This window comes from Sphingomonas adhaesiva (assembly GCF_002374855.1).
Lineage (GTDB): Bacteria > Pseudomonadota > Alphaproteobacteria > Sphingomonadales > Sphingomonadaceae > Sphingomonas > Sphingomonas adhaesiva.
Genome location: NZ_NWVC01000012.1, coordinates 1 through 13,541, shown reverse-complemented (window position 1 = coordinate 13,541; position 13,541 = coordinate 1). Strand labels below are relative to the sequence as shown.

General features: G+C 63.0%; 13 protein-coding genes, 1 pseudogene and 2 riboswitches. Of the genes and pseudogenes, 5 read left to right on the top strand and 9 right to left on the bottom strand.

Annotation, left to right across the window (positions count from 1 at the left end; translation table 11 throughout):
* Nucleotides 1-5: 5 nt before the first annotated feature.
* The 3 genes from COA07_RS16115 to istB all read left to right on the top strand — a co-directional run bounded on the left by COA07_RS16115 (nt 6) and on the right by istB (nt 2,818).
* Nucleotides 6-413 (top strand): hypothetical protein, encoded by a 408-nt coding sequence (locus COA07_RS16115; RefSeq protein WP_037447536.1) that lies wholly within the window; start codon nt 6-8, stop codon nt 411-413.
* A 178-nt stretch (nt 414-591) separates the two neighbouring features.
* Nucleotides 592-2,103 carry an IS21 family transposase gene (gene istA, locus COA07_RS16110; RefSeq protein WP_096641338.1) on the top strand — a complete coding sequence of 504 codons (1,512 nt, stop codon included), beginning with the start codon at nt 592-594 and terminating at the stop codon, nt 2,101-2,103.
* Nucleotides 2,090-2,818: an IS21-like element helper ATPase IstB gene (istB, locus tag COA07_RS16105; RefSeq protein ID WP_017977237.1), complete on the top strand. Its 729-nt coding sequence runs from the start codon at nt 2,090-2,092 to the stop codon at nt 2,816-2,818. The genes istA and istB overlap by 14 nt, the downstream gene beginning before the upstream one ends.
* Before the next feature lie 53 nt (nt 2,819-2,871).
* Here the strand turns inward: istB and COA07_RS16100 are convergent, their stop codons facing one another.
* Entirely contained in the window at nt 2,872-3,327 is a 456-nt protein-coding gene (locus tag COA07_RS16100; RefSeq protein WP_096641337.1) for a PhoD-like phosphatase N-terminal domain-containing protein, read from the bottom strand.
* Complete coding sequence (locus COA07_RS16095; protein ID WP_093067816.1) at nt 3,327-3,848, bottom strand: TonB-dependent receptor domain-containing protein; 522 nt, start codon at nt 3,846-3,848, stop codon at nt 3,327-3,329. The genes COA07_RS16100 and COA07_RS16095 overlap by 1 nt, the downstream gene beginning before the upstream one ends.
* Nucleotides 3,849-4,185: 337 nt before the next feature.
* On the opposite strand from COA07_RS16095, the gene COA07_RS16090 reads away from it, so the two are divergent.
* Together COA07_RS16090 and tnpC are read left to right on the top strand one after the other, a co-directional pair.
* Entirely contained in the window at nt 4,186-4,446 is a 261-nt protein-coding gene (locus tag COA07_RS16090) for a hypothetical protein (protein ID WP_015449245.1), read from the top strand.
* Nucleotides 4,447-4,540: 94 nt separating this feature from the next.
* Nucleotides 4,541-5,257 (top strand): annotated as a pseudogene (gene tnpC, locus COA07_RS16085) (IS66 family transposase); the annotation flags it as partial.
* A gap of 367 nt (nt 5,258-5,624) precedes the next feature.
* On the opposite strand, the gene COA07_RS18050 reads toward tnpC, so the two are convergent.
* The 7 genes from COA07_RS18050 to COA07_RS18045 form a co-directional block, all read right to left on the bottom strand.
* Entirely contained in the window at nt 5,625-5,873 is a 249-nt protein-coding gene (locus tag COA07_RS18050; protein ID WP_119587874.1) for a hypothetical protein, read from the bottom strand.
* 182 nt (nt 5,874-6,055) lie between these two features.
* Nucleotides 6,056-6,256, bottom strand: a riboswitch (cobalamin riboswitch).
* 103 nt (nt 6,257-6,359) lie between these two features.
* A complete protein-coding gene (locus COA07_RS16080; protein WP_037447548.1) occupies nt 6,360-7,289 on the bottom strand; it encodes a cobalamin-binding protein in 930 nt (309 codons plus the stop codon).
* 1 nt (nt 7,290) lies between these two features.
* Entirely contained in the window at nt 7,291-7,845 is a 555-nt protein-coding gene (locus COA07_RS16075; RefSeq protein WP_051749615.1) for a hypothetical protein, read from the bottom strand.
* 11 nt (nt 7,846-7,856) lie between these two features.
* Nucleotides 7,857-9,788 carry a TonB-dependent receptor plug domain-containing protein gene (locus COA07_RS16070; protein ID WP_037447551.1) on the bottom strand — a complete coding sequence of 644 codons (1,932 nt, stop codon included), beginning with the start codon at nt 9,786-9,788 and terminating at the stop codon, nt 7,857-7,859.
* Between the two features lie 176 nt (nt 9,789-9,964).
* Nucleotides 9,965-10,196, bottom strand: a riboswitch (cobalamin riboswitch).
* Nucleotides 10,197-11,023: 827 nt separating this feature from the next.
* Nucleotides 11,024-11,503, bottom strand: a complete 480-nt coding sequence (locus tag COA07_RS18640) for a hypothetical protein (RefSeq protein WP_231376736.1) — start codon at nt 11,501-11,503, stop codon at nt 11,024-11,026.
* Nucleotide 11,504: 1 nt separating this feature from the next.
* A complete protein-coding gene (locus COA07_RS16060) occupies nt 11,505-12,113 on the bottom strand; it encodes a zinc metalloprotease (RefSeq protein WP_035386815.1) in 609 nt (202 codons plus the stop codon).
* On the bottom strand, nt 12,110-13,090 hold the full coding sequence (locus COA07_RS18045) for a hypothetical protein (RefSeq protein ID WP_037447557.1): 981 nt from the start codon (nt 13,088-13,090) through the stop codon (nt 12,110-12,112). Before COA07_RS18045 ends, COA07_RS16060 begins: the two co-directional genes overlap by 4 nt.
* Between the last annotated feature and the right edge of the window lie 451 nt (nt 13,091-13,541).

The following is a 13,541-nucleotide window of genomic DNA, read 5'->3' as shown; positions in this document are numbered from 1 at the left end:
TCCCGATGATGTTGGCGTTAGGGGCGCTCGCCGCCTGTAACGCTGACCGGGAGAAGAAGGTATGGCCGTTCGCGGTTGGCCAAAGCTCGGGCGTGACGGTCGTGACCGAGCTGCCGGAGGCCGCGAACCGGTTGCGGAACGCCACACGGGATTATGGCACCTTCTTCGTGAAGGATGGCTGCCTTCAGGTCCGCGTCGGCTCCACCGTCCTGACGCCGGTCCTGCCGCTAGGATCGACCCTCGACGCTCGCGGCGACGCGATCGTCGTGGGAGGTAGGCGGTTTCCGATCGGGCGGGAGTACAGCCTGTCCTTTGCTTCGGAGGTCGGCGCCGAAGCCGGCGAGGCGGCCGCCTCGATCGGCTTGCCCGATAGATGCTCTCAACGGCTCCTTAGCATGGGCTCGCCCGGGTAGGTGTAGGGGCTTGCAATCGTAGCGGTGTCTGCTCGCCAACAGCGCTATTTCCTGCTCACGCTTGTGGATCGGCGTGGAAAAGGGACCCCGGTAGCGGGGTGATCGGCGTCGAAAAAGGACCCCTCATCCCGGTGGTCTAGGGTGCTCGCTTGGCGGTGTGTCAGGCGGCGAGATCGGGATGCTGGTATTGGAGACGGTGTTGAGGATCCGGCGCGAGCACGCGTCGGGGAAGGCCATCAAGGCGATAGCGCGGGACCTGCACCTGTCGCGCAAGGTGGTGCGCAAGGCGATCCGGGCGCCGGAGGCGGACATGGGCTACCGGCGGGAGGTGCAGCCGCTGCCGAAGCTGGGGCCGTTTCAGACGCGACTGGATGCGTTGCTGGAGGAAGACGAGGCACGGCCGCGGCGCGAGAAGCTGCGCCTCACGCGCATCCACGACCTGCTGCTACGCGAGGGGTTCGACGGCTCGTACGACGCGGTGCGGCGTTATGCGTCCCGCTGGCGGCAGGCGCGACGTCGCGATGTGATGGATGCGCCGGCGTTCATCCCGCTGCTGTTCCGGCCGGGCGAGGCGTATCAGTTCGACTGGAGCCACGAGGACGTCGAGATCGCGGGCAAGCCGATGCGCGTGAAGGTCGCCCATGTGCGGCTGTGCGCTTCGCGGGCCATGTATGTGCGAGCCTATCCGCGCGAGACACAGGAGATGGTGTTCGACGCCCATGCGCGGGCGTTCGCCTTCTTCGGAGGCGTGCCGACGCGCGGCATCTACGACAACATGAAGACGGCGGTGACGAGCGTGTTCACCGGCAAGGAGCGGGTCTTCAACCGGCGTTTCCTGGTCATGGCCAACCACTACATGGTCGAGCCGACGGCCTGCTCGCCGGCGTCAGGCTGGGAGAAGGGCCAGGTCGAAAACCAGGTGCAGACCGCGCGTGGCAGGCTTTTCCAGCCGCGCTTGCGCTTTGCCAGCATCGAGGAGCTGAACGGCTGGCTGGAGGCGGAGTGTCGTCGCTGGGCCGACATGCACCGGCATCCGGAGCAGAAGGAGCTGACCGTCGCGCAGGCATGGGCTGCCGAGCGTGGCGTGCTCCAGCCGGTCGTCGCGCCCTTCGACGGCTTCCATGAGAGCGAGCACGCGGTGAGCGGCACATGCCTCATCAGCTTCGACCGCAACCGCTACTCCGTCTCCGCCCGGGCGGTTCGGCGGGCTGTCCAGGTCCGCGCCTATGCCGACCGCATCGTCGTGCGCTGCGACGGCCAGGTCGTCGCCGACCATCCCCGGTTCTTCGGGCGTGACCGGACCATCTACGACCCCTGGCATTACCTGCCGGTGCTGGTGACCAAGCCGGGCGCCCTGCGCAATGGCGCGCCGTTCCAGGGCTGGGAGCTGCCGCCTGCGCTGTCACGACTGCGCCGCAAGCTCGGCGCCGGTGACGATGCCGACCGGCGGTTCGTGCGCGTGCTGGCAGCCGTGCTCGACGACGGGCTGGAGGCGGTGGAAGCGGCCGTGCGCGAAGCATTGCTGGCGGGCACCGCCAGCGACGACGTCATCGTCAACATCCTGGCCCGCCGACGCGAGCCGCCCCGGCCGCTGACCATCGTCACGCCCGAGGACCTGGCGCTGCGCCACCCGCCCCGCGCCGACTGCACCCGCTACGACAGCCTGCGAGGCCTCCATGCAGCGGCATGAGATGATGACGGCCATGACCGAGTTGGGGCTGAAGGGCATGGCTGGCGCCTTCGACGAGGCGGTCACCACCGGTCTCCAGCGCAAGCGCACGACCATGGAGGTCCTGACCGACCTGCTGCGTGCCGAGGCGACGCACCGCCATGCAGCGTCGGTCCGTTACCGGATGTCGGCCGCCAGGTTGCCCGCGGTGAAGGACCTCGACGCCTTCGTCTTCGATGACACCCCCATCAACGAGGGACTGGTGCGCTCGCTATACAGCGGCTCGTTTCTTCCGGGCCGGCGCAACGTCGTGCTTGTCGGTGGGACGGGCACAGGCAAGACGCACCTCGCCACCGCCATCACCACCAATGTGGTACGGGCCGGCGCCCGGGGACGCTACTTCAACACGGTGGACCTGGTGAACCGGCTTGAGGAGGAAACGCGTCTTGGCAAGGCCGGCACGCTGGCAGCCCAGCTCTCCCGGCTCGATCTGGTGGTGCTCGACGAGCTTGGCTACCTGCCGTTCGCCCGCTCGGGCGGCCAACTGCTCTTCCACCTCGTCAGCAAGCTCTACGAGCAGACCTCGGTCATCGTGACCACGAACCTCGCCTTTGGCGAGTGGCCGACCGTCTTTGGCGACCCCAAGATGACCACCGCGCTGCTCGACCGCATTACCCACCATTGCGACATCGTCGAAACGGGCAATGACAGCTGGCGCTTCAAGCACCGCAGTTGACGCCCAGGACCACCGGCAGAGAACGCTTCGCGCTGGTTGCGCCTCCGGTCGGGCTACGCCCGCCCTACGCCGCAACCAGCGCGAACAAAGCGCCCGTCATACCCGTCACGCTGCTCGACGAAGGGGGTCCCTTTTGCACGCCGATAGGGGGTCCTTTTTGGACGCCGATTGACATCCATGGCACGGAAGCGGTAGAAATATTCGCGGCCCGCCTTCAGGCCGGAGGCGATCACCTTGACCGTATGGTCCCGCGCCGCCGATGTGCTGAACGATCCGCGCGCAGCGATGCGCGTGAACAGTTCATCCTCGGCCATTTCCCATGTGCCGCTGACCGGCCCATGGGCAGGATCGGTCACGCGGGTCCACAGCAGGACGCTGTCGGCATGCGGATCGCCGCTCGCCACGCCATGCGCGAAGACCATGTTCGTTTTTGCCCCGGCGGGACCGGCGGCGAGCAAAAGCCCGCCCGCCGCCGATCCCGCAAGAACGCCGCGCCGCGTCAGCGCCATCAGAAACGCGCCCCGAGCGAAACGCCCCAGGTGCGCGGCGTGCCGCTGAATGCCTGCGTCGCCGATCCGCCGGTCGTGTAATCGACATCGGCGATGTTGCGCACGAAGCCGGCCACGGTCCAGCGCTGGTCGATCTTGAGATCGATGCGCGCATTGACGAGCGCGAAGTCCCCGACCGGCGCCGTATTGTCGAGATCGCCATAATAGGCATCGACGTAGCGGGCATCGACCTGAGGCGTCAGCGTCATGCGATCGTTCAGCGCGAACTCGTAGCGGATCGAGCCGTTCAGCGTCATGTTCGGCGCGAACGGCAAGTCGTTGCCCAGGCGCGCCTTTTCGGCAGCGGTGATCGCCTCGATCGCGGTGACCTTCGTGTCGAGCAGCGCGACGCCGAAATTGATGGTCATCGGGCGCACCGGGCGGATCGTGAAGCTGGCCTCGCCGCCATAGCTGCGCGCCTTGCCCACATTGGTGCGTACGCTGGTGGTGGCGCCATCATAGGTGTAGGCGCTTGCAATCATAGCGGCGTGTGCTCGCAAACAGCCTGATTTCCTGCTCACGCTTTCTGCCACTGGCGGGGAGCGTCCTGCTCGAATTATCTGCCAGTGTGCTCGCCATCATCCGGCGCTGCTTGCAAACGGGGCGTTGTGCTCACGCTCCGTGCCAATGGGCTCTCCAAACCCGTAGCCGGCAAGCGCTTTTGCGAAGCAGGTTTCCAGAACAGTTCTGACAAGCGGCGGGCCGCAGAAATGCGTTGTCGTCATGGCCCGCCCGCGAGGTCGTCAGAAAGGAAGGTTTTCGCGAACAGGGCCGGCGCGTCGTGCTAGGCGATGGAACCCCGCAAGCGGACAGGATGCGATGACCAGGACCGAAATGCTGGAAACGATGAAGCGTCTCGACGCCCATGCGAACGCCCTGTTGCTTACCGGGGCCTCCGATATCGATCTGCTCGGCGGCATGTTCGACGTGATGCCCGACTTCAAGGCGTTGCTCGACGCCGGATACGGCGGTGAAATCGACAAGAACGCTGGTCGCTTCCCCGGTTTGCATCGCTACGCCGTCATGCTCTCCAATGTCGCCGAGGGGATCGCGGAAGGTTCCATCCGGGTGCCGCGCTGACGCCCTGTTTCGCTGGCAGGGGATGTGAGCAGACCTTTATGATTGCGAGCAGCGCAGGATGATGGCGAGCACACTGGCAGATAGCGCGAGCAGATCGCCGAGCCGGTTGTCAGATAATCCGAGCAAAAAAAGGCTCTGTTTGCAAGCAAACGCCGCTACGATTGCAAGCACCTACACCTATGCCGGGTTCAACGCGCTCTACGACCCAGGCCGGGAGCCGGGTCCCATCACCCCCGTCGCTTGCTGGGCGCATGCGAGGCGCAAGCTGCACGATGTGCTTGTTGCCGATCATCGATCCGCTGCGCGCAAGGGACTCGGCCTGATCGCGCAGCTCTACGAGGTCGAACGGTTGATCGAGGGTGAACCTCCCCAGGAGCGTCTGCGCCAGCGCTCAGCATCAAAGCTCATTGCCCTCGACTTCTTTGCGTGGGCGGACAGCGCTCTCGACCAGGCATCGGCGCGCTCACCGCTTGCCGAGGCGCTGCGCTATGCCCTCAAGCTGAAGCCAGCGCTGCTCGCCTACACCCAGGACGGAAGGCTCGAGATCGACAACAACCTTGCCGAGAACGCGCTGCGCGGCATCGCGGTCGGGCGCAAGAACTGGCTGTTCGCCGGCGCGGATTGCGGCGGCGAGCGGGCAGCCGCGACGTATTCGCTGCTCGAGACCGCCAAGCTCAACGGCGTGAACCCGCAGGTCTGGCTGACCGACGTCCTCGACCGCATCGGCAAAGGCCATCCCATCAACCGCCTCGACGAGCTCCTGCCATGGGCGTGGAAGGCGGCTCGTTCCAGTGACCCCGACGCTGCGTGAGGACCCATTGCGCCGATGGCAGCTATCTGCGATTTTCCGCCAGAAGCCGACATTCAGCAAGCGACCCCATTTCGGTGGTAGCAGCGCATTCGACCTATCGCCAAAAGCGGTCGTTCATGAAGAACCGGTTGTCGTTGGTAACGCGCCTCAATCCCAGCCATTCTGGTACGAGATCTGAACGCCCAAAAACAGTTGATCGTATTAGCGGCAGCTACGCGCTACACTCTCCGAGACACAACAAATCGTCGCGAAAAATTCAGAATGTCAGCGGTCGACAAAAGGGCGGTCGCGAACCGCAGTCGAAAACGGCGCCGGGTTTAAGCCAGCGCCGTTCATCGTTCTCATTCAATGCGAAGTGGCCTGAGAATCAACCGTTGCATGAATACTCAAATTGCGCCGCGAAATAACCGGCGTTCTGGATTATGCGAATGACGTTGAAAGATGCCAGACCGCCATTCGAAGCACAGATGTTTTGCGCACCTTGCTCGGCCGCAGCTATGGCCTGTCCCACTTCGGGTAGAAATGGCCCGATATCCGTTTGCTGAGCAACCGCGGCAGAAGAGCCAAATGCGATTGCAGCCGAGAGTGCCAGAACCTTCGTTTTAGTTTTGAACATGGTATTTTCTCCGTGGGCTCTGAGCCCTTCACGCCGATATAGTGGCTTGGATCTCCGGACCTCGGCCGAGCAGCCTGGTCAACGGACGCGATACGCCGACCGGGCGTGCTCGGAGCAATCCAAGCCGCTTATCGTCGCTCCGACGAAAATGATTCCGCGCCCGACCAATCCCATGAATCAGGCAAGAGCGACTCGCTCCGGTCGGTCTCCTGGCTCGCGGGTCATCACTTGAAATACACCTTCCCGAACCAAACAATCAGTCCAGTGGTTGCGGAGTGACCCGCCAGTATTTCTCGCTCGCCGCTTACAGTTGCAGGGACAGCCGCAGATTTGACCTTGGAGGGCCTCACTGTGTTCCCGTTACCGGTGCGAACTTGAAGCTGAATGCGCGCAACTTTGCATGCAGCTGATTTTGAGTATCGGTACGCAGCTTTGAAAACAAGGGCTGATGCGCTCGTTTCGCGTCGAATAGCGCGAAAAACATCGTCAAACCCCATCGATGGAGATCCAATCCCGTCCCATCTCCAATGCCTGTGTTGGCGTCGCCCCAACCAACTGCGCGATCAGTTCAGCCGATTCGACGAGTCGTGGGCCAGGACGATTGAAAAGATGGTGGCCATCAACGGCAAAGACCTTCCCTTTGCGAACCGCGGTAAGGTCTTTCCAACCGAAGTGGTCGACGAGCGACCCCAGATCGGCGAGCGTTTGTGGCAACAGATATCCGCAGGGCATCGCAACGATCAGATCGGGATCGGCGGCAATCAAGTCGTCCCAATTCAGCCACGAGGAATGTTCTCCGGCTCGCGCGAACAATGGGTGACCGCCGGCCGCCTCGATTAGTTCGGGTACCCAGTTTCCTGCAGCCATCAGCGGATCGATCCATTCGATCGCGGCGACACGCGGGCGATCCATCCTCTCCGCGCTACTTCGGGATAGCCCTGACATCCGCTCCTTCAAGTCACCGACGACCGATGATGCACGCTCGGGAATTCCCGCCGCTTCGGCGACCTTAGCGAAATCGCTCCATACATCTTCCAATGTATCGGGTGCCAGCGACAGCAGCGTCGGGGCGGTTCCGATCCAGTCGCCGAGTGCTTCTTCCAGATCGGCAGGGGTGACCGCGCAGACCGCGCATTGCGATTGGGTCAAGATGAGGTCGGGCCGCAAGTCCCGCAGAAGCGCGGTATCGACTTCGTATACCGACAGTCCTTGCCTCACGATTTCCTGGATCCGGTCGTCGATCTGCCGCGACGTCAGTCCTTTCTCGAGTCTGGTCGACGTGACGACCGGCAATGCCTTTACGAAAAGCGGATAATCGCATTCGTGCGAGCGACCGACGAGGCTCTCTCCCAATCCGAGTGCGACGGCGATTTCGGTCGCGCTCGGCAGGAGGGACACGATGCGCGGCTGCGCCATGTCAGGCGAACCGTATTCGCGGAGAAGGTCCGAATAGCGTGGGAGCGGCTCTGGCGAGGAGCCAGGACGCCAACAACAGTCCTGCGAACCATAATGCATCGTTCGCGAAGATCTGTCCCACGATCGCCATCGTGAAAGTCTCTGTCCCGCCTACCACCAAAGCAAACCCGAATAGCGCAGCCTCGTAAACAGCGAAGCCGATCAGAAAGGCGCCAAATGTCCGGAGGGTGCTCAGCTCGTTTTGTTCTCCCATGATGATGGCACCGGCGAGCATGGCGAGAATAGATGCGATGCCCAGCGCACCGCCCCAGGCGAACGCATATCCCGTGTGCGGGTAGCCGAGGACGGTGAACCCCAGCAACTGGTTGGTCGCCCAGATCGCGAGGATCGTCGTTAACGCGAGCGAGCGGCGCATGGTCGCGGCGGTCACGATCGTAACAGCCACGAACGGCATCATGCAGGCGGCAACCAGCGATCCGCCCACCGTCGCCAAGGCAAGTGTGACAGGCCATGCGAACCTCGCAATGTCGGACTTTGCTATCATTTCATCCGTCATCGAAATTCTCCTTAGAAACGCGCGCGCGCGCCAATGGCGAACGAGCGTCCGGGCGTCGCGAAACTGAAGACATCCTCGTAATCGGCGGCCGTCAAATTCTCGACTCGGCCGAACAGCTCGACATTATCCATCACCCTCACGTCGGCGTTGACGTTCAGCAGAAAGTAGTCGTCCAGTTGCACGCGAACCGGCACGAACGAGGGATCGATGAAAGCGCTGTCGATCGTCTCTCCATTGTAGCGCGCAACGAGCGTGACCCCTCCGGCATCCTTGGGAGCGCGCCAGTCGACAGCCAGGCTGGCGGTATGGGAGGGCCGCCGCACTTCGCGCGCGCCATCCTCGTGGGAACGCAGATAGGTGTAGGCTCCATTGACGCGCCAAGCTTCCGCGAAGCGCGCCTCGCCGAACACTTCGACGCCGTTTCTCTTGGATACGGTATCGCGATTGCCAGGGCTGGCGACGAAGTTCGGGGGCGGAAAAGAAGTGAAGATCTCTTCGTCCAGTTCGCTCTCGAAATAGGTGACCCCGATTGAAGCGCGCTCACCGAACAGCGACTGGTCGATCCCGATCTCCCATCCGCTCGACTTCTCGGGCCTGAGGTCGGGATTGCCGATGAAACGGCCGTCCACGAACCCATATAGTTCGTAGAACGAGGGGTTCTTCACCCCCGATCCGACGGCCCCGCGCACTCGCGTAGCCGCAGCGATCCGATAGCTCGCCTGAAGCCTGTACGTGGTTGTATCGGCGAACTGGTCGTTCCAGTCCCTGCGGATGGATGCGGACGCGCTCGCTCGGTCTCCGAGATCGATCGCATACTGGCCGACGAGACCGACATTGTCGATCTGTCGGCGACCGGTGAATGCGAAGCCGGTCGGATCGGTGTTACGGAAGCGTTCGCGTTCGACATCGAGAGCCGCCGTGACCCGGTGGGTCAGACCGCCAGCCTCGATACGCAACGTCGTATCGTAGGACCCTTTCAACCTCTGGCCCTCGCTGCCATAGCTGCGTCCAGTCGAAGCGAAACCGTCGCGCCGGGTATCCGCGATCTGGGCCGAAAACGCTTGGGTCCAGCGATCGTCGAGCAAGTCTAGCTCGCCCCTGATGAGCACATAGATAGCCTCGTTCTCGAAGCGGTTGCCGGGGCTATCGACCTGGAATCCGAAGGTCGGACTTCCCGGATCGGAATCGCTGTCGTTGAATTCGGCATTGGTGCGCGCGTAGCGTAATACACCAGTGAGGCGTGCATTGGTTGATGGCGCGAACGTCGTCTTCAGCGAGACCGCACCACTGTCGTTCGCAAGATCGCGCGTGCCGTTCCGGGCGCCTGGCGTGCCATCGGTGGTATTGAGTGTGGCGGACAGCGCGTAGTCGAGATCGCCACTATATCCAGCGATCCGGGCAGCACCGTTCACCATGCCGAACGAACCGGCTTCGATCCGCGCGACCGCCCCGGGCGCATCGCGGCCGTCGAGAGTGATGTACTGGATGACGCCGCCGATCGCGTCCGACCCGTAGATCGCGCTCTGCTGTCCGCGCAGCACCTCGATCCGCGAAGCCTCGTCGGCGATAAGCGTTCCGAAATCGAACTCGCCGGCATAGGGATCCGACACCTCGATCCCGTCAACGAGGACGAGCGTATGGTTGGCTTCAGCACCGCGCAACCGAAGCTGTGTCTGACCGGGAACCCGTCCGACCGCGACCCCTGGGACGTCGCGGAGCACGTCGGACACCTCGCGGACTTGCCTCCGGTCGAGGATTTGCTCGTCGAGGACGGTGACCGATCCGCCGATCCGGTCGAGCGGCATGGGATCGGTGGCGCGGTTCCCGGTGACGACGATCGAGGTGTTGGATGTCTCTGGATCGGCAGCGGGATCGATGGTCTGAGCGAGCGATGGAGCCGGCAGAAGCACGGAAGACAGAAGCGACAGGTGAATGTATTTCATGAGAACGAATTTCCGGGGCGCCGGGCGACTTGGCCGGAGCGTCCGCACGAGTGCGGTCGACGAGACTGCTAGGGACGGACGCGTGCATCCCCCGGCAGTCCTGCCGATGCGGCTCCAACCGCTACTCGTCGCCCGGACGAAATTCGTTTCGCGCCTGGCCAATCCCATGAGCCCGGCAAGAGCGACACGCGCCGGTCGGTCTCCTGGCTCACGGGTTGTCGCACGAAACATACCTTCCCAGACGACAATTGCCGCCCAGTGGTTGTGGAGCCAACCCCACCCATGTTACGCGCTCGCCGCTTACAGTTGCAGGGACAGCCGCAGAATTGGCCTATCGAGACCTCACTGCGTTCCCGTTACCGGCACGCTTTATCGACATTTGATTCTGCCGACGCTCGTCTCATAGACTTTGGTCGAATGAGCGGCAAGCGCGCAGTTCCAGAGCAACGCAGCAAGACGATGGTCGCCGTTTTAGGGGGTAGGTGAACTTAATCCATCGTATCTGTTTAGGTCACCAACTGAAAAGCCCAGATGTTGATCCGTCGACCTTTGGATTGGCACCAGCTTTCGCTTTCGTCTGAGATCGATTCTCAACCCTTTCTTAAATATCGCGAATGGTGTCGGAAGCCGTACGGCAGCATTTTAGTTTCTAATGCGCAAGCCGGACAGATCGCATACGGTCCAACTTCGTCGCCGGTTCAATGTCCTCTATATTGAATGCGCGGCCTAAAAGCCGACCGGCGCACACCCACCCTCCAATCGGTCATTCCGGTGCCGCCACCCGCATCCCGAAACTGGCCATTGCCGACAACGGTTTCGACCGGACGCTTACCATGGCCCGCCGGCAAGGTCGTCAGAAAGGAAGGCTTTTGCGAACAGCGGGTGGCGCATAGAGCGGGCACAGATATACGTTTACGACTGAACCAGTCGAAGCGCGCTGGCCGCGACCGTCCCGAATGGGATCAATGGTCGGGATAGGATTCTCTTCATGCCCCAGCCGGTATAAAGGAACCGCCCCGATCGTAGCGGCTGCGTCGTTATCCCGCCTACCCAACCCGTGGGCTCGACCTTCGGCCCAGCCGGGCCCGCCTCAACGTGGCCCGTCGACTGCGATGACCGCGGCGTCGTCTAGCTGGAACCGGCCAAAGTCGTCGTCGCCCCATAACGAACGCTCCAGCCGGCCGACAAGCCGGATCGGCTTCCCGGTCGGCATTGACCCATAAGGCAGCGAGTATTCATGGTTTTGCGTCGAGGGAGCCGATCATAGGCAGGAATACGGCACAACCCGTTTCCTTGCAGGAAAGATCAAGCACCAGGTTCTTCCCCGATCCGTCGTTCCGCCCAGCAAACGTCCACAGAAGGCTGCGGCGCTCGGGATAGTTCGGGTCGGCGACACGGTAGGAAGCTACGCCTGCGGGGCGGCCGTCGAGCGTGAGCTGATCCGCTTTGTAGTTGGTCCCGGAGCTCGCGATCGGCAGCGCCGATCCTCGGCCTGTCACTGTGAACATGCCTTCGTAGCCCGGCCCGCGCAGCAGGAACACCGGATCGTCTACCGGGTCCTTTCCCGCCTTCAGAGTCGCATCTGATGGAATGGCGACCGTGCAGCACGAAGGGATCCCGACCGACTTCCAGCCGGCCGGGACCTCGGGTTGCGGTGCGTTCGGCGAGCAGGACACTAGCAGCAATCCCGCTACCGACCACACCGCGACCCTCATATCACCGCACTCCGTAGGCGTTGCGAAGCGCTGTCGTCTCCGTCGAGCACGGGGTGCGACGCACCACGCCCGCCGGCTGACTATAGTGCATGACGCACGCCGTGTTGTTGGCTTCACCGAAGCCCAAAGCATGGCCGAGCTCATGCGTCATGGTCGACTCATAATCAAACGAGCCGGAAGGAGGGCTCGACCGAGTAGACGGGCAATGGAACCGCCCACCCGACTCATCGCCATAATACCAGAGGTAATCGGCCTTCACGATCACGTCTGCCTGGGTGATGGTCGATCCGCTGGTCCACAGGTTGGTCGACGCGAGGGCGGTCGAGTTGGTGGGATAGCCGTCCTCCACGGTCACGATCTGAGCCGTGGTCTCGGTCCCTCGCGTGGTGGTCAGGTTATTCGCCGCGTCCCACTGATAGTAGAAGCGCGACCCTTGAGCGTTCCAGTTGCTGACCGCTCGCCCGAGGGCAGGGTCGCAGCCCGCCGGCATGGCGATGTGCAGGTACACCGACTTGGTAGTGGTCGGCCAGCGCGGGCCGATCGTCTGCGCCGATGCGGAGCCCGAGCTGATGATGGCGGCCAAGGCCGCGATGAGCGTGATCTTCTTCACTGTACCGTCTCCTGCGCCGGCGCGGCGTCATCCGCGGTGTTCCGAGCCCGCGCGACCGGCGCGAGCGTTGCCTTGAGTTGCGAGAGCGTCGTGGGGGACACCTCGCCCGTGTCGACCGGCGTCAGCGTGTCGCCCTGGACGAGGTACGTTGGCCCGAGCTGGACATAGTTCCTGGCCGCACCCCGTGCGGAAGCAGCAGGATTTCCAGCTCCCTCGGTGGCAAGCTGGCCATAAAGCCCCGCGGACAGCATCACGAGGTAGCTCTGACCATCGACGGCCTGAAGCTCGCTCGTTACCCGCAGCGTCTGACCATTCTCATCCTCGCCCGAGCGCTGACGAAGTGCGATCGGCCGATTGGGAGCACGGCCGAGGATCGAGTCGGTGATCTCAAGGAGCACCGTCGAACGGAAACCGTCGCCCAGCCGCTCGTTCCGTACTTCGACAACCCGGGCGACCGCGACAACGTCGGACAGCAACGCGTAGTCCGTCACACTCGCTGTCCCACGCGTATAGGCTGCGGCCGCCTGAAGCGGGTTGAGCCCGGCATCCGCGAGGCGACGCACCCGTGCCGGCTTGAAGTCGAGCGACTGGAGAAGCTGGATCGAGTCAGTCTCGAAGCTCTCCGCCAGCGCCGACTGGTTCGCGGCCGAGATTTGTGCACGCGGGTTAGGACGAGGGATGTTGAGCGCACGGTAGAGACGACGCAGCTCCTGCTGGTCCCCACCGGCACCACGGCGACCGAGAGCGGTTTCACGGCGGGCTTGCCGCTCACGCTTGCGATCGAGAAAACCGGCAACGGCTTGATCATCGGTTCGGTTCTGGCGGGCGTTGACCACAGCCGGGTCAGCCTGAGGAACGGCCTCGTCCTGTGTGGCGGGCGGTGTGCTCGTTTCTTGGGCGGCCACGCCGGACGTGAGCAGCGACAGAGCCGCCACGCCGCAGGCGAGAGCGCCCGACGGGATTAAGCGATTACGCATACATCCTCCTGGTTCGTTACATTCATCATCCCCGCTGGAGCTGGAGCGACCCGTTCCCCTGCGAAGCCCGACTCACCATGAGTACGGAACAAAGGGTGAACGATTTAGAATCCTACATTGCAAGCCTTTTTTGCCCGGACACTCGGATTGTTAAGGACGGTTGTTCAACAAACGGCCGGGGCTGTTGAAAAATGCGCCGCTGGTGGCTGGGTCCGGTTGGGGGCGGAATGACACCCCAACGCGTAGCGATCCCGTCTCGCATGGGATCCTTTTCGGGAAAGGCGGCGGCGCCAGGCGTCACCGCCGACGGTCCGTGTCGCAGGTAAGGAAAACGGAGATTTGCCTGCCCATCGCCATGCGAGTCCGCTCGCGTTGCCAAACCGGCCTGTTCGACGTAAATCTACCCGGTAAAGAAAACTAGGGCAACATAGACCTGCCGATGACGACTTTC